21 protein-coding genes are annotated in these 25,602 nt (G+C 56.3%); 15 read left to right on the forward strand and 6 right to left on the reverse strand.

The genetic code is table 11. The annotated features are described in order from the left end of the window. The first annotated feature begins 87 nt into the window (after positions 1-87). From BN873_RS04580 to BN873_RS04590, 3 genes are read left to right on the forward strand one after another with little or no spacing between them, the layout of a single operon-like run. On the forward strand, positions 88-2,448 hold the full coding sequence (locus tag BN873_RS04580) for a type VI secretion system Vgr family protein (RefSeq protein WP_053085239.1): 2,361 nt from the start codon (positions 88-90) through the stop codon (positions 2,446-2,448). A 12-nt stretch (positions 2,449-2,460) separates the two neighbouring features. Then, positions 2,461-3,033, forward strand: a complete 573-nt coding sequence (locus tag BN873_RS04585; RefSeq protein ID WP_048671092.1) for a DUF4123 domain-containing protein — start codon at positions 2,461-2,463, stop codon at positions 3,031-3,033. Beyond that, complete coding sequence (locus tag BN873_RS04590; RefSeq protein WP_048671094.1) at positions 3,017-3,898, forward strand: hypothetical protein; 882 nt, start codon at positions 3,017-3,019, stop codon at positions 3,896-3,898. Before BN873_RS04585 ends, BN873_RS04590 begins: the two co-directional genes overlap by 17 nt. A gap of 19 nt (positions 3,899-3,917) precedes the next feature. On the opposite strand, the gene BN873_RS04595 is transcribed toward BN873_RS04590, so the two are convergent. Both BN873_RS04595 and BN873_RS04600 read right to left on the reverse strand, forming a co-directional pair. Further along, positions 3,918-5,153, reverse strand: a complete 1,236-nt coding sequence (locus BN873_RS04595) for a pyridoxal-dependent decarboxylase, exosortase A system-associated (RefSeq protein WP_048671096.1) — start codon at positions 5,151-5,153, stop codon at positions 3,918-3,920. Beyond that, positions 5,150-6,739 (reverse strand): acyl-CoA ligase (AMP-forming), exosortase A system-associated, encoded by a 1,590-nt coding sequence (locus tag BN873_RS04600; RefSeq protein ID WP_048671098.1) that lies wholly within the window; start codon positions 6,737-6,739, stop codon positions 5,150-5,152. Before BN873_RS04600 ends, BN873_RS04595 begins: the two co-directional genes overlap by 4 nt. A 119-nt stretch (positions 6,740-6,858) precedes the next feature. Between BN873_RS04600 and BN873_RS04605 the strand changes: the two genes are divergently transcribed. The 4 genes from BN873_RS04605 (at position 6,859) to BN873_RS04620 (ending at position 12,946) form a co-directional block, all read left to right on the forward strand. Further along, positions 6,859-8,463: an outer membrane protein transport protein gene (locus tag BN873_RS04605; protein ID WP_048671100.1), complete on the forward strand. Its 1,605-nt coding sequence runs from the start codon at positions 6,859-6,861 to the stop codon at positions 8,461-8,463. 129 nt (positions 8,464-8,592) lie between these two features. Continuing rightward, positions 8,593-10,953: a 3-hydroxyacyl-CoA dehydrogenase/enoyl-CoA hydratase family protein gene (locus BN873_RS04610; protein ID WP_048671102.1), complete on the forward strand. Its 2,361-nt coding sequence runs from the start codon at positions 8,593-8,595 to the stop codon at positions 10,951-10,953. Positions 10,954-10,970: 17 nt separating this feature from the next. Continuing rightward, on the forward strand, positions 10,971-12,167 hold the full coding sequence (locus BN873_RS04615) for an acetyl-CoA C-acyltransferase (protein WP_048671103.1): 1,197 nt from the start codon (positions 10,971-10,973) through the stop codon (positions 12,165-12,167). Positions 12,168-12,190: 23 nt separating this feature from the next. Continuing rightward, positions 12,191-12,946, forward strand: a complete 756-nt coding sequence (locus tag BN873_RS04620) for a BPSS1780 family membrane protein (RefSeq protein WP_139031646.1) — start codon at positions 12,191-12,193, stop codon at positions 12,944-12,946. Positions 12,947-13,001: 55 nt separating this feature from the next. On the opposite strand, the gene BN873_RS04625 is transcribed toward BN873_RS04620, so the two are convergent. Continuing rightward, positions 13,002-13,364, reverse strand: a complete 363-nt coding sequence (locus BN873_RS04625) for a PilZ domain-containing protein (protein WP_048671107.1) — start codon at positions 13,362-13,364, stop codon at positions 13,002-13,004. Between the two features lie 126 nt (positions 13,365-13,490). Then, entirely contained in the window at positions 13,491-14,120 is a 630-nt protein-coding gene (locus tag BN873_RS04630; protein ID WP_048671109.1) for a YbhB/YbcL family Raf kinase inhibitor-like protein, read from the reverse strand. Positions 14,121-14,234: 114 nt separating this feature from the next. On the opposite strand from BN873_RS04630, the gene BN873_RS04635 reads away from it, so the two are divergent. The 3 genes from BN873_RS04635 to BN873_RS04645 are packed head-to-tail and all read left to right on the forward strand — an operon-like array spanning position 14,235 to position 17,749. Beyond that, a complete protein-coding gene (locus BN873_RS04635; protein WP_048671111.1) occupies positions 14,235-14,561 on the forward strand; it encodes a hypothetical protein in 327 nt (108 codons plus the stop codon). Positions 14,562-14,574: 13 nt separating this feature from the next. After that, the gene (locus tag BN873_RS04640) at positions 14,575-16,173 is read left to right on the forward strand and encodes a potassium transporter TrkG (protein WP_320411700.1); all 1,599 of its coding nucleotides are present in this window, start codon (positions 14,575-14,577) and stop codon (positions 16,171-16,173) included. Positions 16,174-16,177: 4 nt separating this feature from the next. Then, a complete protein-coding gene (locus tag BN873_RS04645) occupies positions 16,178-17,749 on the forward strand; it encodes an acetate--CoA ligase (protein ID WP_048671113.1) in 1,572 nt (523 codons plus the stop codon). Positions 17,750-17,770: 21 nt separating this feature from the next. Here the strand turns inward: BN873_RS04645 and BN873_RS04650 are convergent, their stop codons facing one another. Both BN873_RS04650 and BN873_RS20790 read right to left on the reverse strand, forming a co-directional pair. Beyond that, positions 17,771-18,562: an enoyl-CoA hydratase-related protein gene (locus tag BN873_RS04650; protein ID WP_048671115.1), complete on the reverse strand. Its 792-nt coding sequence runs from the start codon at positions 18,560-18,562 to the stop codon at positions 17,771-17,773. A 197-nt stretch (positions 18,563-18,759) separates the two neighbouring features. Next, the gene (locus tag BN873_RS20790) at positions 18,760-18,864 is read right to left on the reverse strand and encodes an SEC-C metal-binding domain-containing protein (protein ID WP_082161095.1); all 105 of its coding nucleotides are present in this window, start codon (positions 18,862-18,864) and stop codon (positions 18,760-18,762) included. A 347-nt stretch (positions 18,865-19,211) separates the two neighbouring features. On the opposite strand from BN873_RS20790, the gene hyfB reads away from it, so the two are divergent. From hyfB to BN873_RS04680, 5 genes are read left to right on the forward strand one after another with little or no spacing between them, the layout of a single operon-like run. Beyond that, complete coding sequence (gene hyfB / locus BN873_RS04660; RefSeq protein WP_048671119.1) at positions 19,212-21,227, forward strand: hydrogenase 4 subunit B; 2,016 nt, start codon at positions 19,212-19,214, stop codon at positions 21,225-21,227. Next, the gene (locus BN873_RS04665; RefSeq protein WP_048671121.1) at positions 21,218-22,171 is read left to right on the forward strand and encodes a respiratory chain complex I subunit 1 family protein; all 954 of its coding nucleotides are present in this window, start codon (positions 21,218-21,220) and stop codon (positions 22,169-22,171) included. Before hyfB ends, BN873_RS04665 begins: the two co-directional genes overlap by 10 nt. Next, complete coding sequence (locus BN873_RS04670) at positions 22,171-22,836, forward strand: hydrogenase-4 component E (protein WP_048671123.1); 666 nt, start codon at positions 22,171-22,173, stop codon at positions 22,834-22,836. Before BN873_RS04665 ends, BN873_RS04670 begins: the two co-directional genes overlap by 1 nt. Further along, complete coding sequence (locus tag BN873_RS04675) at positions 22,833-24,284, forward strand: hydrogenase 4 subunit F (protein ID WP_048671124.1); 1,452 nt, start codon at positions 22,833-22,835, stop codon at positions 24,282-24,284. The genes BN873_RS04670 and BN873_RS04675 overlap by 4 nt, the downstream gene beginning before the upstream one ends. Positions 24,285-24,294: 10 nt before the next feature. Beyond that, on the forward strand, positions 24,295-25,602 hold the full coding sequence (locus BN873_RS04680; protein WP_048671126.1) for an NfeD family protein: 1,308 nt from the start codon (positions 24,295-24,297) through the stop codon (positions 25,600-25,602).

Raw genomic sequence — 25,602 nt, forward strand, 5'->3', positions numbered from 1 at the left:
GGATGACCGACGCCTTTTTTGCCGGGGATTGCTGCTAAACTCAACCATCGGGCTGCTTGGCGCAGCGGGGACGCGGAGTCTAACAATATGGCTACCACTCAAAAACATCGAATCGCCGCCGTCAACAGCATCTTGGGCGAGGATGTGTTGCTGCTTGGGCGGATGACCGTCAAGGAACAAATGAGCCGGGTGTTTGAGTGCCATTTGGATCTGTTCAGCGAGAAAAGGGATATCAAGCTGGCTGATGTGCTGGGCACCAACATGACGGTTCGTTTTGAGCTGCCTTATCAGCAGGGAACCCGTTATTTTAATGGCTTGGTGACTCGCTTCAGTTATGAAGGGACTCACAACGTGCGTTATGGCTTCTATCGCGCCGAGTTGAGTCCTTGGTTATGGTTTCTGACCCGCACGTCCGATTGCCGGATTTTCCAGAACAAAACCGTGCCGGACATTATCAAGGAAATTTTTCGGGAGCAGGGGTTTAGTGATTTCAAGGATGCCCTGAGCGGTAGCTACCGCGAATGGGAGTATTGCGTCCAATACCGAGAAACGGATTTCAACTTCGTCAGCCGGATGATGGAGCAAGAGGGAATCTACTACTACTTCTCGCATGAAAATGGCAAACATATTCTGGTGTTGTCCGATAACGTCGGCTCCCACAGCGAGTTCCCCAAATATGAAACTGTTCCCTATTTTCCACCGGATATCCACGCTCATCGTGAACGGGATAACCTGTCGGAATGGTTCGTTGACCAAAGCGTTCAGCCTGGCGCCTATGTTCTGAACGATTATGATTTCACAGCCCCGCGCAAATCGCTGCGGGCGGTTTTGAACCGACCTAAATCCCATGCGCTGTCCGGTTTCGAGATGTATGACCATCCGGGTGAATACACCCAGTTGGGTGATGGCAACAGCTATTCGAAAATCCGCCTGGAGGAGTTACTGGCGCAACACGAGGTGGCGGTGGGTCGTGGTGACGCCGCCGGGTTGGCGGCTGGTTATCTGTTTAGCCTGACCGGCTGCCCGCGCGAGGACCAGAACCGTAAATATCTCATTGTGTCGGCCCATCACGAGATTGAATCCGACGAATACCAAACCCTGACCAGCGCGCCGGTCTCCGATAAACCTTATCGGGGTGAAATCACCGCCATTGATGCCCAAGCGCAGTATCGAGCGCCGCGGGTGACTCCAAAGCCGATGGTGCAGGGGCCACAGACCGCGATTGTGGTCGGTCCAGCGGGCGAGGAGATTTATACCGACCCATACGGCCGGGTGAAGTGCCAGTTTCATTGGGATCGCTACGGCCAGGCCAATGAGAGCAGTTCGTGCTGGATTCGGGTATCGCAATTGTGGGCGGGCAAGCAATGGGGTGCGATGAATATCCCGCGCATTGGCCAGGAGGTGATCGTCGATTTTCTCGAAGGCGACCCCGATCAGCCGATCATCACCGGTCGGGTTTACAACGGTATTAACATGCCGCCCTACGAGTTACCGGCGAAGGCCACCACCTCGACCCTGAAAAGCAATTCCAGCAAAGGCGGCGCCGGTTTCAACGAGATCCGCCTGGATGACACCAAAGGCAGCGAACAGGTCTTTGTCCATGCCGAGCGCAATCAAGATACTCGCGTCAAGCTGGATGCATTCGAATGGATCGGCAACGAGCGGCATTTGATCGTCAAATCCCATCAATTTGAGAAAGTGGAAGGCAAAAAACACTTAACCGTCCAAGGCGATCAAAACGAGAAAGTTGACGGCGCGGTGTCGCTGAAAGTCGGTGGCGATCAAAAGGAAGAGATCGGGGGCGACCAACACCTGAAGGTCGGTAGCCGCCAGAATATCAAGGCGGGTGGTACCATCTCGATGGATGCTGGCATGGATTTGCAGCAAAAGGTCGGCATGAAACACGCCGTTGATGCGGGGATGGAGATTCATTTAAAGGCCGGCATGACGGCCGTGATTGAGGCTGGCGTATCGCTGACGATCAAAGTGGGTGGCAACTTCATCAATATCAATCCGGGCGGTGTTTTTATCCAGGGAACGATGGTGATGATCAACAGCAGTGGTGCCGCTGGTTCCGGTGCGGGTTGCTCCCCGCAATCGCCATCGCCGCCCACCGCTCCTGACGAGCCGAAAGAAGCGGCCAATGCTGAATCTGGCCAAGTCAGCGATGCACAGGCGCAGAGTCCGGCACAACAGAAGGCGCAGAAGTTGGGTTCTGTACGAGCTGGTGCGCACGCCCCCAAGGAGGATGATTCTGCGGCCGGCGGCACTGGTGTAGCAGCAGTGCCGCCACCCACCCCCGCGCAACGGGCGCAAGAAGCAGAACAAGACGAGCAAGCAAAAACCGCCCAGAAGGCCAGCGACACCGGTAAGCCTTTTTACCGGCCGCCGGAACCAGCAGCCAAGCCGATTCTCCCTAGAAAACCCCAGGATAAAGAAAAGGATTGATAGGTTATTCGCGTGGCTACCGACCCATTACCAGAGATTTTAAGTCGCCACCTCTTTGCCGATGGGGGAGCACGGGTTTATGCGGTGCTGGATGGCGCCGCTATCCCTGACCTGTTGGAAAAATTACAGGAATATCAAATTGAGCCGGTGTGTTTATACCGTGGCACTTTGATCCCTACGCTGGCTAAGGCCGCTCCCTACCAGGTTCTTTTAGAGCGGGAATCTGGCTTCACGCATTGGTTGTTGCAGAAAGGCTGGGGACGGCATTGGGGTATTTTTGCGCTCGGTCGTGCGGATTGGCGCGCGATGCGTGAGCATTTGTGCGCTTTAACCGTCGCCTATTCTCCTGACCAGCAACCGCTTTACTTCCGCTATTACGATCCGCGGGTGTTGCGCGTCTATTTGCCGACATGCGATACCGATGAACTCTGGGCGCTGTTCGGCCCTATCACGCGCCTGCTGTGTGAGGATGAGGTGGGCCATGTGCTGAGCTATCGGATTGCGGGCGGCCAATTGGTCAGCGAGCGGACGGTGTTGGCGGCCGCAAGGTCAGCGCGGGAGAGTGGCGATGCTGGTGATGCGTGATACCCAGGTACAGGCTTTCGAGAAGGTGGCGGTAGATCACTTTCAGCAAGCGTTGCTTGCCCATGTACGGACTTTTTTTCCGCGCCACGCCGAGGTTTTGGGGCCGGCTCAATTGGAGCGGGTTATCCATCATGCTCTGCAAAAAGCGGCGCGGCGCAATCTGAAGACGGAGCGGGCGGTTTTCTTGTACACCGGCTTGCTGTTGATGCTGGGAAGCGAGTTTGACAAGGACCCGCAGCTACCATGGGTGGTCTGGCGACCGGAACCCGTGCCGTCCGAGGAAGTGGCAGGAGAAGCCGAGAAAGAGCAGGCTATTGACCAGAAAAGCCCCGATGCCCACGTCGAAGGTCTATACGGCCAGGCCATGAAGTTTCTGGATCGGGCGGTTGGTGCGGAGAATCAGTTTTTGCAGAGAACGGTCGAGGCTTTATGCCAAGCCCGGATCTTTGATGAGGTCCCTTCTGCGCCAAGTTTCGGTCACCGATTGTTGCTGTTATTACAGATGCTGGGGCCGGAGCGCTATCGTATCATCGGCGAAGGGCCGCTGCGCGAGCTGGTTCGGCACGGCTATGAAAGCGCGAAACGCTACGGAATGGTCAGTGAGCGGGAGATCATGCACTACATGGCACTGGCTTTCGTGCTGGGAAGCGGGTTTGTGCGTGACCCGCTGTATCCTTGGGCAGGGAGTGTGCTGAGCAGCTCAGCAAAAACTGACGGCGCAGCAAAGGGGCGGGGAGCCGCCTTGTGGCAGGCGGCCCTAGAACATCTTAGCCGATGCCTACCCGCTTGTCCCCGGCGGGCCGAGCAAAGCGCAGCAGCGTTGGCGCGCCCAAATGAATCTTATAACCGGATCATTGAGGGTTAGCTGCAAAGCCTCCTGGCATTCACAGCAGAATTTCCGGGCAGGGCGGGTGACTAAGAAACGACGTTGGGCTGGCGGTCAACCCATAGGCGCCGGATTGAAAGACGACGATCAAATCGCCGATATCCGCTTTCGGTAACTCCATCCGCTCGGCAAGAATATCGAGTGGCGTACACAAGGGGCCGACGACCGTCACGGTTTCCCGCTCAGTTCCAATAACGCGATTACCGACAGCGACTGGATAGTTCTTACGAATCACCTGGCCAAAGTTGCCGGAAGCCGCCAGATGATGATGTAAGCCACCATTGGTGATCAGAAATGTATGGCCGCGTGATACTTTGCGGTCAATCACTTCGGCGACATAAATACCCGCCTCTCCCACCAGATAGCGACCCAACTCTAAGATCACCCGCGCCACCGGGAGTTGTTGCTTCACTATCGGTAGCCAGCGAGCCAGATTGGCGGCGATGGGCGCTAGATCCAGGGGGGTGTCGCCAGGAAAGTAAGGGATGCCGAAACCACCACCGATGTTGAGCGAACAGACCGGCGTGGGCGCATCCACCGCCAAGCGCAGCGCGAGTTCAAAAGTCTGATTTTGCGCCTCAATGATGGCTGCGGGCCGCAGGTTCTGCGAGCCGCTGAAAATGTGAAAGCCTTGAAAATCAAGTGCTAGATCGCTGATTTGCCGCAGCAGCCTCGGTACCTGTTCGGCATCGACTCCAAAGGGTTTAGGGCCGCCGCCCATCTTCATGCCGGCGGCTTTTAGCTCGAAATCGGCATTGACCCGCACCGCCACGCGCGCGGGTCGTTGCTGTTCCTGGCTTAACCGAGCGACGGTTTCCGTTTCATTGAAGGATTCCAGATGAATAGTGATGCCGGCGGCAATAGCGGCCGCCAGTTCCATTGGCCTTTTGCCAGGGCCGGCAAAACTGATTGCCGCAGGCGCCATTCCCGCATCCAATGCGATGTGCAGTTCGCCCAGTGAGGCGACATCGAAACCATTCACCAAACCGGCCATGTGCTGCACCAGAGCCGGCATCGGATTGGCTTTAATCGCATAGTGCAACTCGACAGCTGACGGCAGTACGCCACGCAGTGACGCCACTCGTTCGGTCAGGAGATGCCGGTCATAGGCATAAAAGGGCGTTTGTCCGACTCGCATAGCCAGTTGGGTCAGTGGCATACCACCGATCTGCAAACAATCATCAATCACCGGAAACTGGGCTAGAGGTGGATGGACTGGGCGGCCGTCGCTCATGGCTTATTCTCTACAAACAAGTCACATAACTCTGCGGCCAATGCTTTGCGGTCGATCTTGCCGTTAGGATTGCGGGGCAAATCCGCTTGGCGCGTGATGATTTGCAGCGGAACCATAAAGTTCGGCAGGTGTTGTTTACAGTGGTTGATCAGTTCGCTCTCGTTTAGCCCCTGTTCCAGCAATTTGATGACAGCGACAACGGCTTGACCCAAGGCCGGGTGCGGGATACCGAGCGCTGCGGCCTCGGCGATGCGGCCGCTGCCGTATAGTACGTCCTCAATCTCGCTGGGACTGACTCGATAGCCGGAGGTTTTGATCATATCGTCTTTGCGGCCGATGAAATATAGAAAGCCCTCTTGATCGGCGCGCACGGTATCCCCTGACCAAACGGCCATTTCGACCAGGGGCAAGCCGGGGTCTTGTCCAGGAACGGGACGAAAGCGTTCGGCGGTCTTGGCGGGATCATTCCAGTAACCCTGCGCGACCAATGAACCCCGATGGACCAGTTCGCCGGGTTCATCGGGTTCGCACGGTGTGCCGTTTTCGCGCACGATGAGGATCTCGGCGTTGGGAATCGCCTTACCGATGGAGTCCGGCCGCTGGTCGATTTCTTCAGGCGGCAAATAGGTAGAGCGGAACGCTTCGGTCAGGCCATACATCAAGAACGGTATGGTGTTGGGCAAGGCCCGCCGGAGAGCCGCTAATGTCGCACGCGGCATCGCGCCTCCTGAGTTGGTGAAATAGCGCAAGCTTTCTGCCGCCGCGCCGGGCCATTCAAGCTGGGCCAGTTGTACCCACATTGGGGGAACGGCCGCCAACCCGGTGACCTTTTCGCGGACGACAGTAGTGATGACATCACGCGGCAGCAGATAATCCATCAAGATGACGGATGCGCCGACTGCGAAAGCCGTGGTTAGTTGGCTTAAGCCGTAGTCAAAACTCAGAGGCAGAATGGCCAGAATGCGGTCGGTGGCTTGATTGGCCAGATAATCTGCCACGCTGTGCGCGCCTGTGATCATGTTGCGATGGGAGAGGACGACGCCCTTCGGCTTGCCGGTACTGCCAGAGGTATAGAGAATGGCCGCCATGTCGATGTCGATGGCGTGGGTTCTGCCTTCACCGGCGGCGCTGGCCGTTAGCAGATCGGGCCAACTCAGTGTTTTCAGAGTATTCAATTCCCCCAGCGCAGCAGCGTCTACTAAAATCAGAGTGTGCAAGTCAGGGCATTGAGCGAAATGGGGTTGTAGAGTTTCCGCGCGGTCGCGGGCTGTGACCAAAACCCGCACGTTACAATCCCGGACAATGTAGGCGACTTGCTCCGGCTTCAGCAACGGATTGACCGGTACAAACACCCCATCGGCCAAAGCCGTACCGAACAGGGCGACCACCGTTTCGTGTCGTTTGGGCAGATAGACAGCGATGCGCTCACCGCGCCGCAGGCCCAATGCCCGCAGCCCGCCCGCAGCGGCCTGAACCTCCGCAGCCAGTGTGGCGTAATCAAGGGCGGTTTGCCGATGGACCACGGCGGTCGCATCGGGGCGGTGATTTGCCTGTTCCAGAATAAGTTCGTGCAGCAATCTGACCATGGAGGATTCGGGCGAATGAACTTGAATGAATACGGATGGACGGGGCTAATGATAGTCCTTCCCGCCGCAGTGAGATAATAGGTGGCTCTGCCATCCGCGCTTATTGGAGAGAACTTGCCATGCAGAGACCACCGCTTTGCCAATCGGCTCTATTGCTTTATGGGACCGATGGCTGCCATCTCTGTGAGCAAGCCGAAGCTTTCCTGCACGCGGCGGGCGTCACCGTCGAGTGTGTGGATATCGCCGATCATGAGGATCTATTGGATCTCTATGGTACTCGTATTCCCGTGCTGCGGCGGTCGGATACCGGCCAAGAATTGGCTTGGCCTTTTGATGGCGTGGCGATAAGTCACTTTTTGGCAAGAGGTAAATCAATGACAAGGCAAACATCGTGTACTTATCTGCTGGCGCTTGCGCTCGGCGTCATGGCAAGCCTGGCTCTGACCGAACCGGCGACCGCCGCCGGCCTGCAAATCTCCGAACAGAGCGTTACTGGCCTGGGCCGCGCATTTGCAGGGGGCGGGTTGGTCAACGACGACGTTTCCGCTGCGTACTACAATCCCGCCGATCTGATGTTGGATCAGGGAAATCAGGTACAGATGGGGATGACGTTTATCGGGATCGGTATGAAGACAAACAACGCCGGCTCGTCAGTCCGACTGCCGGGTAATTTGAACGCCGTGCTCACTCGAACCGGCACTGTTCCGGTCTTTGTCACGACGCCGGCAGTGGGGCGCGCCGATGATGGAGGAACGGACAGCCTGGTCCCCAACGGTTTTTATGCCACCAATCTCAATGACCGGATGCGATTTGGCCTCAGCATTACCGCTCCCTTCGCGGTCAGCACCAACTACGGCAGAAATTGGGTGGGCCGTTACCATGCGGTTGAGTCGGAGTTGCTGACGGTCGATATCAATCCCTCGCTAGCCTATCGAATAAACGAACATTTCTCGGTCGGGGCTGGTGTCAGCGCGCAGTATGCCAAGGCACGGCTCACTCAGGCGCTGTTTAATCCCTTGAGTGCTTTCGTGAAGGATGGTTATGCCGAGGTTGAGGCTGATGGCTGGGGGTTTGGTTACAATCTGGGCGCGCTATACGAGCTTGATCCAAATACCCGGTTCAGTCTCAGTTATCGCTCGCGCATCAAACACTCGGTGGAGGGCGAACGGACCATCTCCGATTACATCGCCAGCCGCAACGGCGTTTTACCCGGTAAAGCCGACGTGACCTTGCCCGATTGGGTAGGGTTGGCCGCTTATCGGCGGCTTGATGAGCGTTGGGCGGTCATGAGCAGCATACGCTGGACCAACTGGAGTTTGTTCGACAAGCTGCAAACCGATTTCAGTGATGGCACGAGCAGCGTGACCCCAGAAAATTGGCAGGACAGTTGGGCGTTCAGCATCGGTGCCAGTTACGATTACAGCCCGGAATGGACCTTTCGCGCCGGTTACGTTTACGAACAGACGCCGGTTCCTTCGGCGCAATATCGCACGCCGCGCATTCCTGACAATGATCGCAATGCCTTCGCGCTGGGCTTCAGCTATCATCCTGACCGATGGCTATCTGTCGATTTCGGCTACATGTACATCGCGTTTAAAAAGGCTCATACGGAAAATACCATCGATTTGATCCCGACTTCCCCTGGACTCATCACCGACACCTTGCGGCTTGACTATGACGGTACGGGCCATTTGATCGGGTTGCAGGCCAGTTACCGGTTTTAAGCCTTAGCGACGATCATCAGACCGATAAAGCCGGGGATTTACCCCGGCTTTATTTTTAGGGGTAGACCGAGAGATACTGCTTTCCGTGTGGTTGTGGGTTTCGACAGCCTGAAGCGAGGGTATGAACGCATGAATAACGCAGCAGCCATCCGTCAGGTGGCGGTTCTGGGGGCGGGTGTGATGGGCGCGCAGATTGCCGCGCATCTGGCCAATGCCGATATGCCGGTGGTGTTGTTCGACCTACCGGCCAAAGAGGGCGATCCCAATGGTATCGCCACCAAAGCGATTGCTAATCTGGCCAAGCTGAACCCCGCACCGCTGGCGATCAAGGAGCGCGCCCAGCTTATCCAGCCGGCCAATTACGACCAGCATTTGGAAGCGCTACGGACTTGCGATCTGCTGATTGAGGCCATCGCCGAACGGCCCGATTGGAAAGCCGACCTTTACCGGCGGGTCACGCCCTATCTCAACGACCGGGCCATTCTGGCGACCAACACTTCCGGCTTACCACTCAGTGCGCTGGCGCAATCGGTGCCGGACACGGTGCGTTCGCGCTTCTGCGGCATCCATTTTTTCAACCCGCCGCGCTACATGGCGCTGGTGGAGTTGATCCCGTGCGCGACCACCGATCCCGCGATTCTCGATCTGCTGGAAACCTTCCTGGTCAGCACCTTGGGCAAAGGCGTGGTGCGAGGCAAGGACACGCCCAACTTCATCGCCAACCGCATCGGCGTGTTTTCGATGGCCGCCATCATGCACCAGACCCAAGTGTTTGGCTTAGGGCTGGATTTGGTGGACGCGCTGACCGGCCCCGCGATAGGTCGGGCCAAAAGTGCCACCTACCGCACCGCCGATATTGTTGGTTTGGATACCATGGATCATGTGTTCAAGGGTTCGGCGCACGCGCTGCCGCAAGACCCCTGGCGCTCGTATTACCAGGTGCCTGATTGGTTGAATACCTTGATCGCAAAGGGTGCGCTCGGTCAGAAAAGTGGTGCCGGTTTTTACGCCGGCAAAGGCAAGCAGGTTTTTGATCCCACCACGGGCACTTATCGGGATGCCGGAGCCAAGCCGGATGAGGCGGTACAGGCGATTCTCAAGCGCAAAAATCCCGCCGAAAAATTCGCCGCACTCCGGGCCAGTGACCACCCACAAGCCCAATTCCTGTGGGCCATTCACCGCGATGTATTTCATTACGCAGCGGTGTTGCTGGCGGAAATCGCTGATAACGCCCGTGATGTCGATTTTGCGATCCGCTGGGGCTACGGCTGGAGCCTGGGGCCGTTTGAGATTTGGCAAGCGGCTGGCTGGAAGCAGGTCGCGGCGTGGATTGCCGCAGACATCGCCGCTGGCAAGGCATTGACGACTACCCCGCTACCGGCCTGGGTCGATCAGGTGGACGGGGTGCATCGACCGCAAGGTTCCTATTCGGCGGCGGAAAATGCTTACAAGCCGCGTTCGAGCCTGCCGGTCTATCAGCGCCAGCTTTATCCCGAACCGGTGTTGGGTGAAGCGCCGCACCGTTACGGCGAGACCGTGTTCGAGAACAGCGGCGCGCGGCTGTGGACGACTGGCGATGGCATCGGCATCTTGAGTTTCAAGACCAAGCTGCATGTCATCGGCGATGACGTGTTGGAGGCTGTGCTGGCAAGCCTGAACATCGCCGAACGGGATTTTGCCGGTTTGGTGCTGTGGCAGACCGAAGCGCCGTTCAGCGCCGGAGCCAATCTGGCCGAGGCCGTGTCGGTGGTTTTGGCTGGTGATTTCGTTAGCTTTGAGAAAGCGGTCGCCAAATTCCAGCAAACCACTGCCGCACTGCGTTATTCAGCGATTCCGGTAGTGGGGGCGGTGCAAGGGCTGGCGCTCGGCGGTGGTTGCGAGTTTTTGATGCACTGCGACCGGGTGGTGGCCGCGTTGGAAAGCTACATCGGCTTGGTCGAGGTCGGCGTTGGCCTGATTCCGGCCGGTGGCGGTTGCAAAGAATTCGCCCGGCGTGCGATGGATGAGGCCAAAGGCGGCGATTTGTTGCCGTTTCTGCGGCCGTACTTTGAAGCGATGGCGATGGCCAAAGTGTCGCGCAGCGCCGAAGAAGCCCAGCAACTGGGCTATCTCAAACCGTCCGATGTGATCATCTTCAATCCTTACGAACTGCTGTATGTCGCCAAAGCACAAGTCCGGGCACTGGCAGAAACCGGCTACCGGCCGCCGCAGCCGCGCCCGATCCGGGTAGCGGGCCGCACCGGTATGGCCGCTTTCCAGATGGCGCTGGTCAATATGCGCGATGGCGGTTTCATCTCAGCGCATGACGATCAAGTCAGCCTCAAGATCGCCACCGCCTTATGCGGCGGTGAGGTGGACGCCAATACTTGGGTCGATGAGGCTTGGTTGCTCGGTTTGGAGCGGCAGGCATTCGTCGAGCTGGCCAAGACGCCGCTAACGCAAGCCCGGATTGAGCACATGCTGAAGACTGGCAAGCCGTTGCGCAACTGATCGCGGGGGAGATGAGAATGAGCAAACAGATTCAGGATGCGTATATCGTAGCCGCCGCGCGTACCCCGGTGGGAAAGGTGCGCGGCGCGTTTCGCAACACCCGCCCGGACGATTTGCTGGCCCATGTGTTGCGTGGTGTCTTGGCGCACTGTCCGGGGCTGGACCCCCAGCAGATCGGCGATGTGATCGTCGGGTGCGCCATGCCGGAAGCCGAGCAGGGGATGAATGTCGCCCGCATCGGTCTGTTACTGGCCGGTTTGCCGGACAGCGTGCCGGGCCTGACAATCAACCGTTTTTGCGCCTCCGGGTTGCAGGCGGTGGCGCAGGCTGCCGACCGCATCCGCCTGGGCGAGGCCGAGGTCATGCTCGCCGCTGGCACCGAGACCATGACCCTGATTCCAATGGGTGGTAACAAGATCGCGCTCAACCCAGCGGTGTTTGCCACGCAGGAGCATCTCGGCATCGCCTACGGTATGGGCCTGACGGCGGAGAAGGTCGCGGAGCAGTGGCAGATTTCCCGTGAGGATCAGGACGCCTTTGCGGTGGAAAGCCATCGCCGCGCCGCTGCCGCCATCAAGAGCGGTGAATTCAAACAGGAAATTTTGCCCTATACCGTGATCGAGCGTTCGCCGGACAGCCGGACGATGCAGGTGCAAATCCGCGAGCGGGTGGTGGAACATGACGAAGGCCCGCGCGCTGATTCCAGCTTGGAGGCTTTGGCGAAGCTCAAGCCGGTGTTCGCTGCTCGTGGCAGTGTCACTGCCGGCAACAGCTCGCAGATGAGCGACGGCGCGGGGGCGGTATTGCTGATGAGTGAACGGATGGTCAAGCAGTTGAACCTGCAACCGTTGGCACGTTTTGTCAGTTACGCCGTGGCGGGTGTGCCACCGCAGATTATGGGTATTGGCCCGATTGCCGCGATTCCAAAAGCCTTGGAACGAGCCGGATTAACACAGGCTGATCTCGACTGGATCGAACTGAACGAGGCGTTCGCTGCTCAAAGCTTGGCCGTGATCCGCGAACTGAAACTCGATCCGGCCAAGGTCAATCCACTGGGTGGCGCCATTGCGCTGGGTCATCCCTTGGGCGCGACCGGTGCGATTCGAGTTGCCACCTTGCTTCATGGGCTACGCCGTCGTGGTAAAAAATACGGTATGGTCACGATGTGCATCGGTACCGGCATGGGCGCCGCCGGCGTGTTTGAGGCGCTTTAACCGAACGAGAAGGAATGTGGGCTATGGTGGCAATGCGTGTGGAGGCCGGTCGCGGCTGGGGCTGGATCGTTGAGGGTTGGCGCTTGTTCGTCAAAGCGCCGGGAATCTGGTTGGTCATCATGCTGATCTATTTTGCCATCAGCATCGTTTTGTCGTTCATCCCCTTCGTTGGCACCTTGGCTTCGGTCCTGTTGGGGCCGGTGCTGGCCGGCGGAATGCTGTATGGCGCGGCCGCCCTGGCGCAGGGCCAGTCTTTAGAGGTTGGGCATCTGTTTCAGGGCTTTAAGGACCAGGACCGCATGGGGCCGCTGGTAGTTCTTGGCTTGATCGGCTTGGCGGGTGGTGTAGTGGCAGGGTTGGTACTGTTCCTGTTCATGGGGGGCGGTTTGCTATTGGGCGGTGTCTTGGATACGACCGGTGCGATCATTCCTCCGCAAACCATGACGGGTCTTTTTGCTGGCGCAGGTTTGCTGGCGCTATTGCTTATTCTCCTGCTTTGTATCCTGATCGGTATGGCATTCTTCTATAGCGTACCGCTGGTTATGTTGGCAGGCCAGCAGGTTTGGCCCGCCTTGCAAGATAGCATCGCTGCTTGCTGGATCAACTTTCTACCACTCACGATATTTGGGCTGATTTATCTGGTTTTGGGGGTATTGGCGACGATCCCGCTCGGACTAGGTTTCTTCGTTTTAGGACCGGTCACGGTCGGTGCGGTGTATGCCAGCTATCGGGATGTGTTTGAGAGGCCGGGTAGACCTTCCATCAATCTGGCCAAATAGCGGGATGGTTTGAGATAAGGGGAGGGCGCTGGATGCGCCCGCCTCGTAGTGGCATTTAACCGAATTTGAATTCCTCGATGAGAATCTGAAGCTGTACCAGGGCTTGCGTGTTGATGCTGAGCACTCGAAAGCCGGTATCGTAGAAATCCGGGTTGATATCCCGGCCTGTCCAGAGGCTCTCGGCTTCTACTTCCAAACGCTGGCGTGGCGTATCTTCCTTGGGGATGTCTACCCATAAATGAAAGGTTTTGTTCAGTGGAATAGGTTTGTCACTGACCAGGCGCATCCCTTCCTTGTTGATATCGACGATATGACCGAGTAGCTGGTTAGTCTCCTGATCGTAAACTCGCAAATACATGACCAGATACCAGCGTTTAACTCGGCGTTTTTCAGCTCCTGAAGCGTCATCGCTACTCATTGGGACCTCTTGACGGGTGTTGATTGGTCGGTAGCCGGCCGGGTTGGCCGACGAGGGTGTTTGGCAACGAAAAAATATCAGGTCGCCGATGCGGGACCGGTGCTACGGTCGCGGGGATGCTGCCGTTCAAGCCGGCACGGCCGGGTTCAAACTGTAGGTAACCGTCAGGCTGGCCCGATCCAAAATATGGCCGGCTATCGCGGTGAGCACCTCTGGTCCGGTAAACTGGCCTTCGACTGGACAACGCTCCAAATCGAGCGCGTAAAGGGTGAATACATAATGGTGGACGAGGCTATCGTTCCAGGGCGGGCAGGGGCCATCGTAGCCGAAATAGTTGCCGCTCATCGCCGGATCACCCGCGAACCATTCACGGTAATTATTGATCCCTTGCCGAGTACCGCGCGGGCCGGCGGGGCCTTGTTTGCCTCCCGGCGTGATGCTATCGGAAAATTCACCAGCGTTGATCCGTGCGGGTTCGGGAGCCAGATCGACCAAAATCCAGTGATAGAAATCGGCACGGGGCAGGTCGGGCGGAACTTGTCGGTCTTCCTGATTCACATCATCCGCACGGGTCGGTACATCAGGGTCGTGGCAAATCAATGCCAGCGAGCGGGTGCCGGCCGGCAAGCCTCCCCATTCCAGCGGTGGGTTGCGGTTCGTACTGAGCGCCACATGATTCTTGGGATCAACGACCCCGAATGCATATTCCGCAGGAATCGGCTGTTGATCGCGCAGCGCCGGGCTGGTGAGATACATGAAATTCTCCTTGGTGGGCGATAGAGTGGTGGGCGGAAAAAGCGGTTGCCTGTTTCGGCAAGACCGCGCCTCCAGGAACCAGGCCGAGGCACTCCAGTAAAAGGAGCGGTCGGTTTGGCGGGGCATCATCAGAAAAAAGCCGCCCTGCGCCAGGGTTCCGAGCCATCGTATGGGTTTTTGCGACCATACTCTTTTATCCATCATATTATGGTGATTCGCGCGACTTTCAAGCGGATTTTCGCGTCCCTTCCGATCCGTGATCGGGTTTGGGTCGATGGCATTGGGCACGTTGCATTGATCCTTGCTCAATTAAAACAAACTGTGCAGCAAAACCGTGCCGCCGCCGTGAGTGGTGGCCTGGTATTACGATGGTCACTGCTGATCGGCTGGCTAGAGTTATTGCCGTTGTTATTACCGTTTCTGCCAGATTTCTGGAAATAAAGGTTCCATCAAAATGAACGAAGCCACTCTCGACCCGTCGGAGAACGAAAAACAATCGCCGGACAGTGAGCCGCCCAAACCGGCTGCGGCCCCCGTTAGAGCGCCGGCCCATTGGCCTCTAAAGCAAAATAACCCTCAATGGCAAATCGTTAGCCAGCGTTCGCCCCTCAAAACGGCGCTCTATATGGTCGGCGTCCTCATGATCCTCTTTAGTGCCACCATGCTGCCGCCGATGGCTGTGGCCTGGTATTACGATGGCCAAAGTGTCGTGCTGCCGTTTGCTCAGGCGATGGGGGTGATGCTGGGCTTGGGTCTATTGTGTTGGTTGCCGGTTTGCCGTTACAAACTCGATCTGCGCAATCGAGACGGTTTCGCGGTGGTGGTGGCGTTTTGGTTTCTGCTGTCACTGATCGGCGCTTTGCCGTTTATGCTCTCGGAAAATCCCCACGTCCGGTTAGTGGACGCAGTGTTTGAAACGGTGTCCGGCTTGACGACTACAGGCGGTACGGTGTTGTCTGGACTGGACACTATGCCAAAGGCCATCCTCTATTATCGGGCGCAGCTCAATTTTCTTGGCGGCATGGGCGTCATCGTACTGGCGGTGGCGCTGCTACCGATGCTCGGTGTTGGGGGGATGCAACTCTACAAGGCCGAGACTCCAGGCCCGATGAAGGATGAAAAACTCACCCCGCGCATCACGGAGACCGCGAAGAATCTCTGGTTCATTTATGTAGCGCTCAACGGTCTGTGTACGCTCTCGTTCTGGGTTGCGGGGATGAGTTTCTTCGACGCCATCTGCCACAGTTTCGCCACCTTGGCATTGGGAGGATTTTCGACCCACGATGCCAGCATCGGTTTTTTCAACAGCCCGGCCATCGAACTGGTCGCCGGGTTTTTCTCGATTGTCGCGGCAGTCAATTTCGCACTTTTCTTTCTGGCGTGGCGTGCCCGCAGCCTGAAAGCCATTTTTCAAGATCCTGAATTCAAGTTTTGCATGGCAGTATTTGGCGGACTGATCTCGACCGCCTGTCTTTATCTGTACTTCAGCGGCAAATTTCCAGCTTGGGAAGCCTTTCATCGCGGATTTTTTCAGGCCGCCTCGGTCATTACCGATAATGGACTGGGCACTATCGGCTATCCAGCCGACTGGCCGATCTTTGTACCGCTGCTGTTGTTGCTGGGGAGCTTTTTCGGTGGTTGCGTCGGCTCGACCTGTGGCGGCATCAAAGCCATCCGCTTTCTGTTGTTGTACAAGCAGAGTGTGCGTGAAGCGCGGCTACTCATTCGTCCCGCCGCGCAGATTACGGTCAAATTAGGAACACAACCCGTGTCAGACCGAGTAATGCAGGCGGTTTGGGGTTTTTATTATCTTTATGTTTTCAGTTACTGCTTTTTGTCGCTTGCCTTGACTGCCACCGGTGTGGATTTGGTGACGGCATTCGGATCGGTGGCGGCCTGCTTAAATAACATGGGGATCGGTTTGGGCGAAACAGCGGTCGGTTTTTCGCCGCTGAATGATACCGCCACCTGGCTGTTGTCCCTGGCCATGCTGATCGGTCGCTTTGAGGTGTTTCCCCTGCTGTTGTTGTTCCTGCCGGACTTCTGGAAATAACGCTATGAGCGAAGAACGACGGGGTTACACCGGCGCACAGCCGCCCGCGCGCTTCAACATGGCCCACTATTGCCTGGCAAACGCGGCGCAAACCACGCCGGATAAAATTGCGTTGATCGTGGTATCCGATGCTCATGCTCCCATCGAGCAGGCGGAGCGTTGGACCTATCGTCAGTTGGATGATGCGGTGCGGCGGATTGCGGCAGGTCTGTGTGGTTTGGGCTTGGAGCCGGGCGAGCGGTTGATGATTCGCATGGGTAATACCAGCGATTACGCGCTGCTGTTTTTTGGCGCCATCGCCGCCGGTTGTGTACCCTTGCCTTCATCAGCGCAATTGACGGAGGAAGAGGCGGATTTTCTGCTGGTCGATTCCGGGGCGCAGCTGATCGTCATGTCCGATGAACTGGCGATTAGGCCATCACCGGGGGTGCGGGTGTTCGGCCCCGCTGAGATTGCGGCATTGCGAGCGAAGTATCCGCCGATGGCCTACGCTGATACTGCTGCCGATGATCCCGCGTTTTTGGTCTACACCTCTGGCACCACCGGTCAGCCTAAGGGGGTTTTGCACGCCCAGCGGTCGGCGTGGGGAAGGCGACCGATGTACCAGGGTTGGTATGGCATTCACCCAGATGACGTGATCCTGCACGCTGGTGCATTCAATTGGACGTACACGCTGGGAGTCGGCTTGACCGATCCTTGGGCTAACGGTGCGACCACGGTGCTCTACAACGGCCCACGCGATGTCACGGTCTGGCCGCTGCTGATGGCAAAATTTCGCGCCACCCTGTTCGCCGCCGTGCCGGGTGTTTACCGGCAGATTTTAAAATACACCGATTTGCGTGCTTTTGACTTGTCCAGCTTGCGGCATGGCCTGACGGCGGGCGAGGCTTTGAACGTGGCCTTGTTGGAGCAGTGGCGGATGACGACCAGCAAGGAGCTATACGAAGCCTTGGGGATGAGTGAATGCTCGACCTACATTTCGTCGTCACCGAGTGTGCCGGTCAAACCAGGTAGCCCCGGCCAGCCCCAGCAAGGCCGCTGTGTGGTGGCGTTGCCGATTGAGGGCGGTGAGGAGCCGTTACCGGCGGGTGAAACGGGTCTGTTGGCAGTGCATCGCAGCGATCCGGGTCTAATGCTCGGCTATTGGAATCGGCCGGATGAGGAAGAGTTGGTCTATCGCGGCGAGTGGTTTCTCGGCGGCGATCTGGTCCATTTCGACACCGACGGCTACATGATCTATCACGGCCGCAACGATGACGTGATGAACGCGATGGGCTACCGTGTCTCACCGCTGGAGGTCGAGCATTGTCTGAGCCAGCATCCGGCAGTGGCCGAAGTGGCCGTCACCGAACTGACGGTGCGGGAGGGTGTTTCGGTGATCGCGGCCTTCATTGTGCCACGCGATCCCGACGAGCCGGAGGGGGTAGACGCTGCGCCGCTGCTAGCCTACGCCCGCGAGCATCTGGCGGCCTATAAATGTCCACGCGAAGTCATTTTCACCGACCACCTGCCGCGTACCGCCAACGGCAAGGTTCGGCGGCGCGATCTCGCCCGCTGGAAAGCGGAACGACAGTAAGTTATCGCTGATCAGTCACACTCACGGCTTGCGCATAGCGCGTTGCAGCGCAGCAAGATGCTCCGGTTCGTTATGGCACATTCCCTGAAACGCAGCACACAGATCCAAAAAATCCTTCAGTTCCATACGCTGAGCCATCTTCATCAGCCGCTTGGTCAACCGCAGAGCCTTCGGGGGCTGAGCGGCGAAGCGAGCGGCGATCTCGTTGGTACGGGTCATTAACTGGTCGGGTTCGACCACTTCCAGCACGATACCCAAGGCTTTCGCCTCAATGGCGTCTACCAGGCGGCCGCTCAAGGTCAGATCGAAGGCATGTTGATAGCCGATCAGGCGTTGCAGGAACCACGCGCCGCCATCGCCGGGGATGATGCCAAGATTAAGGAAGGTTTCGCCGAATTTCGCCCGCGTGGACGCGATGCGCAGATCAGCCATATTGGCAAGATCAAAACCAGCCCCGATGGCAGGACCGTTCACGGCAGCGATGATGGGGATTTCCACCGCCTGCAACGCCAGCGGGATGCGCTGAATGCCGCGCCGGTAGCGGGTTGCTACTTCGGCGGCGTCACCGGCAAAATCACCCTGGCGCTCGGCCATATCCTTAATATTGCCACCGGCGCAAAATGCCGAACCTGCTCCGGTGATAACCAGCACCGACACCTCGTCACAACGGTTAACCCATTCCGCCACCGCGATGAGATCGGTGATTAGCGCAGTACCGGTCAGGGCATTGCGCACGTCATCGCGGTTAAGTGTGAGGGTGGCTATAGGACCTTCCAGCCGTAATAGTGCGTCGGTGAGTTTCGGGGGCGTCATGATGGTTTGCTCTAGCGCAATGTGCTCAATAGAGCGGGCTGTTCAAGTCTGCAAAGAGTAAAATCCGTGCCATGAGGACCGCACTAATCAAAATTGCCTTGATTAATATTGCTCTTGACGAGCAGGTGGGCCTCCGAAAAAGCCGGAGGCCTCTGATGGTTAACGGATATAAGTATTGCGGCCTGATCCGTCAAAAGCTACCTGATTTCAGGCAACACCGCTTGAAACAACCTCCCAGAGCCGCAGGGGCAAGGGTCATTGCGCCCTAGCTTCTCCAATAATTCCTTGCAGCCGCCGACCACTCGATCACCTTTCTTGACCTGAGTTTCAGACGGGAAACCTTTACGGCGCTTACTGGAGACCTCGAAAGGACATCAGCGGTTTGATATGTGATTTCATGGGACACCTCCTGGAAAACCACTAGCGTGGTGAAGGGTCGGCATCATACACCGGATCACCCCAACAGGCGTTTTTCATGAAAAGATTGTTGTACAGTTCCAGGAAGCGACGTGACAGCTTTGCTATTATTATCGACTATACGGGAACGCAGGTCTCCTAAGCCTATGGGGATCGCCGCGTCCGGTTAGGCGCTTGCATCTTTCTCCATCACGCGGGTTGCCGCGTACTCGCGGAATTACATTTCACAGCTATGTTGTTGTCCTTTTTATTGATTTTATCCGTTGTGCTGCTCGCTGTCGGCGCTTATGGCATTGTCGCGCCACGGTACCCAGAAGGCAGCCACCGCGTTTACGCCACCACTTTGGTTATCTGTACCGTCTTTCTGTTGCTAACGGCCGGCTACCTGGCGGTTCGCCCGCAAGCCTTCTCGCTGACGCTTCCCTTCGGCCTACCGTGGTTGGGGATGCATTTCCGGTTGGATGCGCTATCGGCATTTTTCCTGGTCGTGGTCAATTTGGGCGGGGCGGTTGCCAGTCTGTTCGCGCTCGGCTATGGTCGGCACGAACGCGCACCAGAACGGGTGCTGCCGTTCTTCCCCGCTTTTTTAGCGGGTATGAATCTGGTGCTGCTGGCCGATGATGCCTTTTCCTTTCTGTTTGCTTGGGAGTTCATGTCACTCGGCTCCTGGGCGCTGGTGATGGCCCATCATCGTGATCCCGCCAACGCCCGTGCCGGCTATCTGTATCTAGTGATGGCCTGCTTCGGTACATTGGCTCTGCTACTGGCGTTCGGCCTGCTGGCCGGCCCTGACGGAGGCTATAATTTCGCCGCCATGCGCGGTAACCAGATGACGCCGGGTTTGTCGGCGCTGGTGCTCGCGCTCGCTCTGCTAGGAGCCGGTTCCAAGGCCGGCCTGGTGCCTTTGCACGTCTGGCTGCCGCTGGCCCATCCCGCCGCCCCCAGCCATGTTTCGGCGCTGATGAGCGGCGTGATGACCAAGGTCGCGGTCTATGGCTTCATCCGCATCGTCTTCGACTTGTTGGGCGAACCGGTGCTGTGGTGGTGGGGTGGGGTCGTGCTGGCCGTTGGCGGCATCACCGCCGTACTCGGTGTGCTGTATGCGCTGATGCAGCACGACCTCAAGCGCTTGCTGGCTTATCACACGGTGGAGAACATCGGTATTATCTTCATCGGTTTGGGGTTGGCTTTGGCGTTTCAAGCCAATTTGATGTACTTCAACGCAGCGCTGGCCCTAACCGCTGCCCTGTTTCATGTGCTTAACCACTCGGTATTTAAAAGTTTACTGTTTCTTGGTACGGGTGCAGTTTTAGCCGCGACCGGCGAGCGAGATATGGAGCGCCTGGGTGGTTTGATTCACCCCATGCCATGGACTGCGCTGGCTTTTCTGATCGGTTCGGCAGCCATCTCAGCATTGCCGCCACTGAACGGTTTCGTGTCGGAATGGCTGACTTTTCAAGCGATTTTAATCAGCCCGGAATTACCGCAGTGGTTTCTCAAGTTTCTTGTGCCGGCGGTCGGTGCATTGTTGGCACTCTCCGCCGCATTGGCGGCTGCCTGTTTCGTTAAAGCCTTCGGGATCACCTTTTTGGGTCGCCCACGTTCGCCGGTCGCTGCACAGGCGCGCGAGACCGACCGCTATTCGTTGACAGCAATGTTTGTGTTGGCGGGGTTGTGCCTGGTGGCGGGAATTTTGCCGGGCCTGGTGATAGACGGCTTGGCCCCGGTGGTCGGTTTGCTTAACGGTGGCGCCCGACTGGCCTCCCAACACAGCCAGCCCTGGTTGACCCTGGTGCCGGTAGGGCCGTTAAAGAGTTCCTATAACGGGTTGCTGTTGTTGCTGTTTATGGTGTTATCGGCCGCCGTTGCCGCCTGGTTGATTCATCGCTTCGCCTCCGATGCCACCCGGCGCGGCCCGGCTTGGGATTGTGGTTTTCCCGAAACCAGTCCGATGACTCAGTACACCGCCGGTAGCTTTGCCCAACCGATTCGCCGGGTCTTTGGCAGCATCGTGTTCCAGGCGCGTGAACGGATCACGATGCCGCCGCCGGGCGATCAAAAATCGGCGCGTTTGGAGGTGGAACTGCATGATCCGATCTGGGAGCGTCTCTACGAGCCACTGGCGGGTGCTGTGGTGATGATTTCGACCCGTTTCAATTACTTGCAATACCTCACCATCCGCCACTATTTGAGTTTGGTGTTTGGGGCGTTGATCTTGCTGCTGCTGGGGATGGTGCTATGGCGCTGATCGACTATCTGGTGCAGGGCTACCAGATGGCCCTGGTCCTGCTGTTGGCGCCGCTATTGACCGGCTGGGTGCGTTGGGTCAAGGCACGGCTGCTGCGCCGACGCGGGCCATCGCTGCTGCAACCGTACCGCGATCTGGCCAAGCTGCTGCGCAAGGACGTGGTTTTGGCTGATTCCGCTTCTTGGCTGTTTCGGGTAGCGCCCTATCTGATCTTCGCCGCGTTGTGGGTAGCGGCCTCGCTGGTGCCGACTTTCGCCGGTGGCTTGCCGTTTAGTTGGACGGCGGATTTGATCGCCATTGTCGCGTTGCTCGGCACCGCGCGCTTTTTTCTGGCGCTGGCGGGGCTGGATGTCGGTACCAGCTTCGGTGGCATCGGTTCCAGCCGGGAAATGATGATCGCTTCCCTGGCTGAGCCGGCCATGTTGATGATGGTATTCACCCTCTCGTTGCTGGCGGGTACTACTGAACTGTCGGCGGTCGCTCACTTTATGATGACCGCCCACGTCGGCTTACGGATGTCGCTGGGTTTGGCCTTGATGGCCCTGGTGATCGTGGCGATTGCCGAGAATGCCCGTATTCCGGTGGATAATCCGGCCACTCATTTGGAATTGACCATGGTCCACGAAGCGATGGTGCTTGAATACTCCGGCCGCCATCTGGCGCTGATCGAGTTGGGTTCGGCGCTTAAATTGGTACTGTATCTGTCGTTGCTGGGCTGTATTTTCGCGCCTTGGGGGATGGCGATGGCCGGCGCCGGGCTGAACGCTTATCTAATCGGCTTAGTCGCATACATCGCCAAACTGGCAGCAGGTGGGGTATTGCTGGCGCTGTTCGAGACCAGTATCGCCAAGATGCGGGTATTCCGGGTTGATCAATTCCTGGGCGCGGCGCTGATGCTGGGTTTGCTTGGCGCGCTGTTGCTGTTCGTATCACGGAGCTTGTGATGCATAGTCTGGCGTTCGATATCGCCCACGCGCTCGCCGGTAGCATGGTGGTGCTGAGCTTTTTACTGTTGTATCAGGATCGGGTCTACGCCCTGTTGAATGTATTCGCCCTGCACTCACTGGCGCTGGCGCTGGCGGTGGGTTGGCAAGCTTACCTGCAAGATGCCCACCATCTCTATGTAACCGCAGTCGTGGCACTGCTGTTCAAGGCGATAGCCATTCCGACGGCGTTGCATCGCATCGTCCGCCGACTGGATATCCACCGCACCCTGGAAGTGGTCGGTGGTGTCGGTCGGGATATGCTGGCCGGTGCGGCGTTGGTGGCGTTGGCGATCATGGTGATGTTGCCGGTGACGGAAGGCTCGAACGCGCTGGCGCGCCAGGATTTGGCATTTGCCTTGGCAGTGGTCTTGTTAGGCTTGCTGTTGATGGTGAACCGCCATAACGCGATTAGCCTGGTGATCGGTTTTATGTCACTGGAAAATGGCCTGGTGTTGGCTGCTGCCGGGGCATTGGGGATGCCGCTGGTGGTGGAAATCAGTGTCGCTTTCTCGGTGCTGATTGCATTAATTGTCATCGGTGTTTTCCTGTTCCGCATCCGGGAGCGCTTCGATAGCGTCGATATGCAGGCGATGGATACGTTCCGGGAGGGGCGGCGCAAATGAGTGCGTTAGGCGCTCTGGCGATGACATTGTTGTTGGTGGTTCCGGCTGGCGCCGGGCTGGGGCTGTTGCGGCCGGCTGATTATCGGCGTGGGGCGCGCCTGAGTATCGCCGCGACGCTGGTTAGCCTGCTTGCCGCAGTTACCCTGATCTGGGCGCGCCCTGAGACAAATCTGTATTTACAGGTGGATGATTTTAATATCTACCTGATCGTATTAAATAATTTCGTCAGTTTCACCACCAGTCTTTTCAGCGCCACCTATATTGCCCACGAACTGGAAACCGGCAAGCTGACCCCCAATTATCTGCGCTTCTATCATGCGATGTACCAGGCCCTGGTGTTTGCCATGAATCTAGGGTTGCTCGCTAACAACATCGGCTTGCTGTGGGTAGCGGTCGAATTGGCGACGCTGGTGACGGTGCTGATGGTGGGCCTCTACCGGACTCCAGCTGCGTTGGAAGCCGCCTGGAAATATTTCATTCTGGGTAGCCTTGGCATCGCGCTGGCCTTATTCGGTACCATCCTGATTTATCTGGCGGCGCAGCCGGTGATGGGTCAGGGCTTGCCGGCCATGGCCTGGGATCGATTGTTGGTCCATGCCAGCAAATTCGATCCGGCCTTGCTCAATTTGGCTTTCGTATTCTTGTTGCTCGGTTACGGAACCAAGGCCGGTCTGGTGCCCTTACATGCCTGGTTGCCCGATGCCCACGCCGAAGGCCCGACGCCGATTTCGGCGGTGCTGTCGGGTTTATTACTGAATGTGGCGCTGTATGCGGTGCTGCGCTTCAAGATGTTGATGAGTGCCAATCCGTCAGCGCTGGCACCGGGGCCGCTGATGATCATGCTCGGCCTCCTGTCGTTGCTGTTCGCCGGGCTGATGCTCTACCGACGGGGTGATATCAAGCGGCTATTCGCCTACTCGTCCATCGAACATATGGGCATCATGAGCTTCGCGTTCGGCATGGGCGGGCCGCTGGCCAATTTCGCCGGTTTGCTGCACATGACCATGCACAGCCTGACCAAATCAGCGATTTTCTTCGCCGTCGGCCATATCTCCCAAGTCAAAGGCACTCAGCGCATATCGACGATTCGCGGATTGACCGCGACCCACCCGCTGCTGGGCTGGGGGTTGGTGGCGGGGGTGGTCGCCATTGCCGGAATGCCGCCGTTCGGGGTGTTTATGAGTGAATTTCTGGTGGTGAGTTCGACCTTTGCTCGCCAGCCGTGGTTGGCATTACCGCTGGTCATTGGTTTGCTGCTTGCCTTTGGTACCCTGCTATGGCGGTTGCACGGTCTGGCGTTCGGAGTCCCGGATAATGCGCCGGCTGTACCGATTAAAGCCAGTATTTGGCCGATGCTCATCCATTTGGGTTTAGTATTGCTGGCCGGTATCTGGCTGCCGGGACCCTTGGTGGTCTGGTTCCACCATGTCGCGGTTTTGTTGGGGTGAGAGAGTTTTGATGAACTTGGTAAAGAGCTTAGTGATTAAAAAAGTCTCGCTTTTATATTTTTTACTAGTGGTTGCACCGATTGCGTTCTATATTTCTATTGTTATTTATTTTAGCGAAAATATTCCTTATTGGGATGATTACGATACTGTATTGGCTTATTTAAATCAGGCTGACTCTGCCAGGTATCAAGGACTATTTAATCAGCATAATGAGCATAGAATTTTTTGGAATCGTTTAGTGGTTGAAGGATATTATTTTTTATTTGGTGAGATCAATTTTCGGCATTTAGTCTTTTTTGGGAATCTAGGTCTTTTGTTACTTGTTCTTTTTATTTTTAACTTATTTAAATCCCGATCAACTGAAATCGTTTTATTTATTCCAATTCTCTATTTGATTTTTCAGCCTCAAGGTTGGGAAAATATTACTTGGACTACAGGATCTTTACAAAATTATTATATACTTTTATTTGCTTTTCTGTCTTTCTATTTATGGGATAAGGGGAACTATCTAGGCCGTATTGCTGCTGTGCTTTTTGGAGCATTAGCAGCTTATACTAGCGCAAATGGATTATTGGTATTATTTATAATATTTTTTTGGGAGGTAGCACAAATCATTATTGATTATAAAAATCATACCAGTGGCTTTTTTCTTAGTCGATTAAAATTATTATCTTTTTTAGTAATTGCGATACTTTTCTTATGTTTCTTCTATTTGAAGGATTATACATCTCCTGATCCTCATCGCTCTTTTTTTAGAAATCTATCAAATTATGTTCTGTTTAGCCAATATATTTTAATGTTTCTTGGTTCATATATGGAACCCAGTAAACCACTCACTATTTTAGTTGGGTTACTACAATTGATTCTATTTTTTTATATTACTTATTTGAGGTATTACCAAAAAAATATAGTAAACTATCTTTTATCTGTTTTTATTTTATTAACGGCCTTGTTGATAGCTATAGGAAGAGTAGATTTTGGCGTTGACCAAGCTCTTTCTTCTCGATATAAAATTCTTTCCGTCCTTTTTCTTGTGTCTATGTATTGTGCGATTATAGAGATATGGCCAAGGTTTTTTTCAAGAAAACCGATTATATTTGCGCTAATACTATTGTCGGTCTTGTTTAATATCGGCTCTCAAGTATTGGTCTTAAAAAATCTTGCTGAAAGAAAAAACACCTTGGAAGAAATCACAGGATGGTATCATACAGGTAAAGGGTTAAATTATCCTAATCAAGAGAGAGCCAATATAATTATCAAGCGTTCTATAGAGAAAGGAACCTATATTCCTCCCAGTTTAACAGAAAATAAATATTGA

It is taken from the genome of Candidatus Competibacter denitrificans Run_A_D11 (assembly GCF_001051235.1).
Taxonomy (GTDB): Bacteria; Pseudomonadota; Gammaproteobacteria; order Competibacterales; family Competibacteraceae; genus Competibacter_A; species Competibacter_A denitrificans.

Bases quoted from the DNA above. Each gene is read 5' to 3' on its own strand.
- BN873_RS04625 (WP_048671107.1), bottom strand. From the start codon at position 13,364: ATGAGTAGCGATGACGCTTCAGGAGCTGAAAAACGCCGAGTTAAACGC.
- BN873_RS04670 (WP_048671123.1), top strand. From the start codon at position 22,171: ATGCATAGTCTGGCGTTCGATATCGCCCACGCGCTCGCCGGTAGCATG.
- BN873_RS04645 (WP_048671113.1), top strand. From the start codon at position 16,178: ATGAGCGAAGAACGACGGGGTTACACCGGCGCACAGCCGCCCGCGCGC.
- BN873_RS04665 (WP_048671121.1), top strand. From the start codon at position 21,218: ATGGCGCTGATCGACTATCTGGTGCAGGGCTACCAGATGGCCCTGGTC.
- BN873_RS04610 (WP_048671102.1), top strand. From the start codon at position 8,593: ATGAATAACGCAGCAGCCATCCGTCAGGTGGCGGTTCTGGGGGCGGGT.
- BN873_RS04605 (WP_048671100.1), top strand. From the start codon at position 6,859: ATGCAGAGACCACCGCTTTGCCAATCGGCTCTATTGCTTTATGGGACC.
- BN873_RS04590 (WP_048671094.1), top strand. From the start codon at position 3,017: ATGCTGGTGATGCGTGATACCCAGGTACAGGCTTTCGAGAAGGTGGCG.
- BN873_RS04620 (WP_139031646.1), top strand. From the start codon at position 12,191: ATGGTGGCAATGCGTGTGGAGGCCGGTCGCGGCTGGGGCTGGATCGTT.
- BN873_RS04595 (WP_048671096.1), bottom strand. From the start codon at position 5,153: ATGAGCGACGGCCGCCCAGTCCATCCACCTCTAGCCCAGTTTCCGGTG.
- BN873_RS04680 (WP_048671126.1), top strand. From the start codon at position 24,295: ATGAACTTGGTAAAGAGCTTAGTGATTAAAAAAGTCTCGCTTTTATAT.
- BN873_RS04675 (WP_048671124.1), top strand. From the start codon at position 22,833: ATGAGTGCGTTAGGCGCTCTGGCGATGACATTGTTGTTGGTGGTTCCG.
- BN873_RS04600 (WP_048671098.1), bottom strand. From the start codon at position 6,739: ATGGTCAGATTGCTGCACGAACTTATTCTGGAACAGGCAAATCACCGC.
- BN873_RS04580 (WP_053085239.1), top strand. From the start codon at position 88: ATGGCTACCACTCAAAAACATCGAATCGCCGCCGTCAACAGCATCTTG.
- BN873_RS04615 (WP_048671103.1), top strand. From the start codon at position 10,971: ATGAGCAAACAGATTCAGGATGCGTATATCGTAGCCGCCGCGCGTACC.
- BN873_RS04640 (WP_320411700.1), top strand. From the start codon at position 14,575: ATGAACGAAGCCACTCTCGACCCGTCGGAGAACGAAAAACAATCGCCG.
- hyfB (WP_048671119.1), top strand. From the start codon at position 19,212: ATGTTGTTGTCCTTTTTATTGATTTTATCCGTTGTGCTGCTCGCTGTC.
- BN873_RS04650 (WP_048671115.1), bottom strand. From the start codon at position 18,562: ATGACGCCCCCGAAACTCACCGACGCACTATTACGGCTGGAAGGTCCT.
- BN873_RS04630 (WP_048671109.1), bottom strand. From the start codon at position 14,120: ATGTATCTCACCAGCCCGGCGCTGCGCGATCAACAGCCGATTCCTGCG.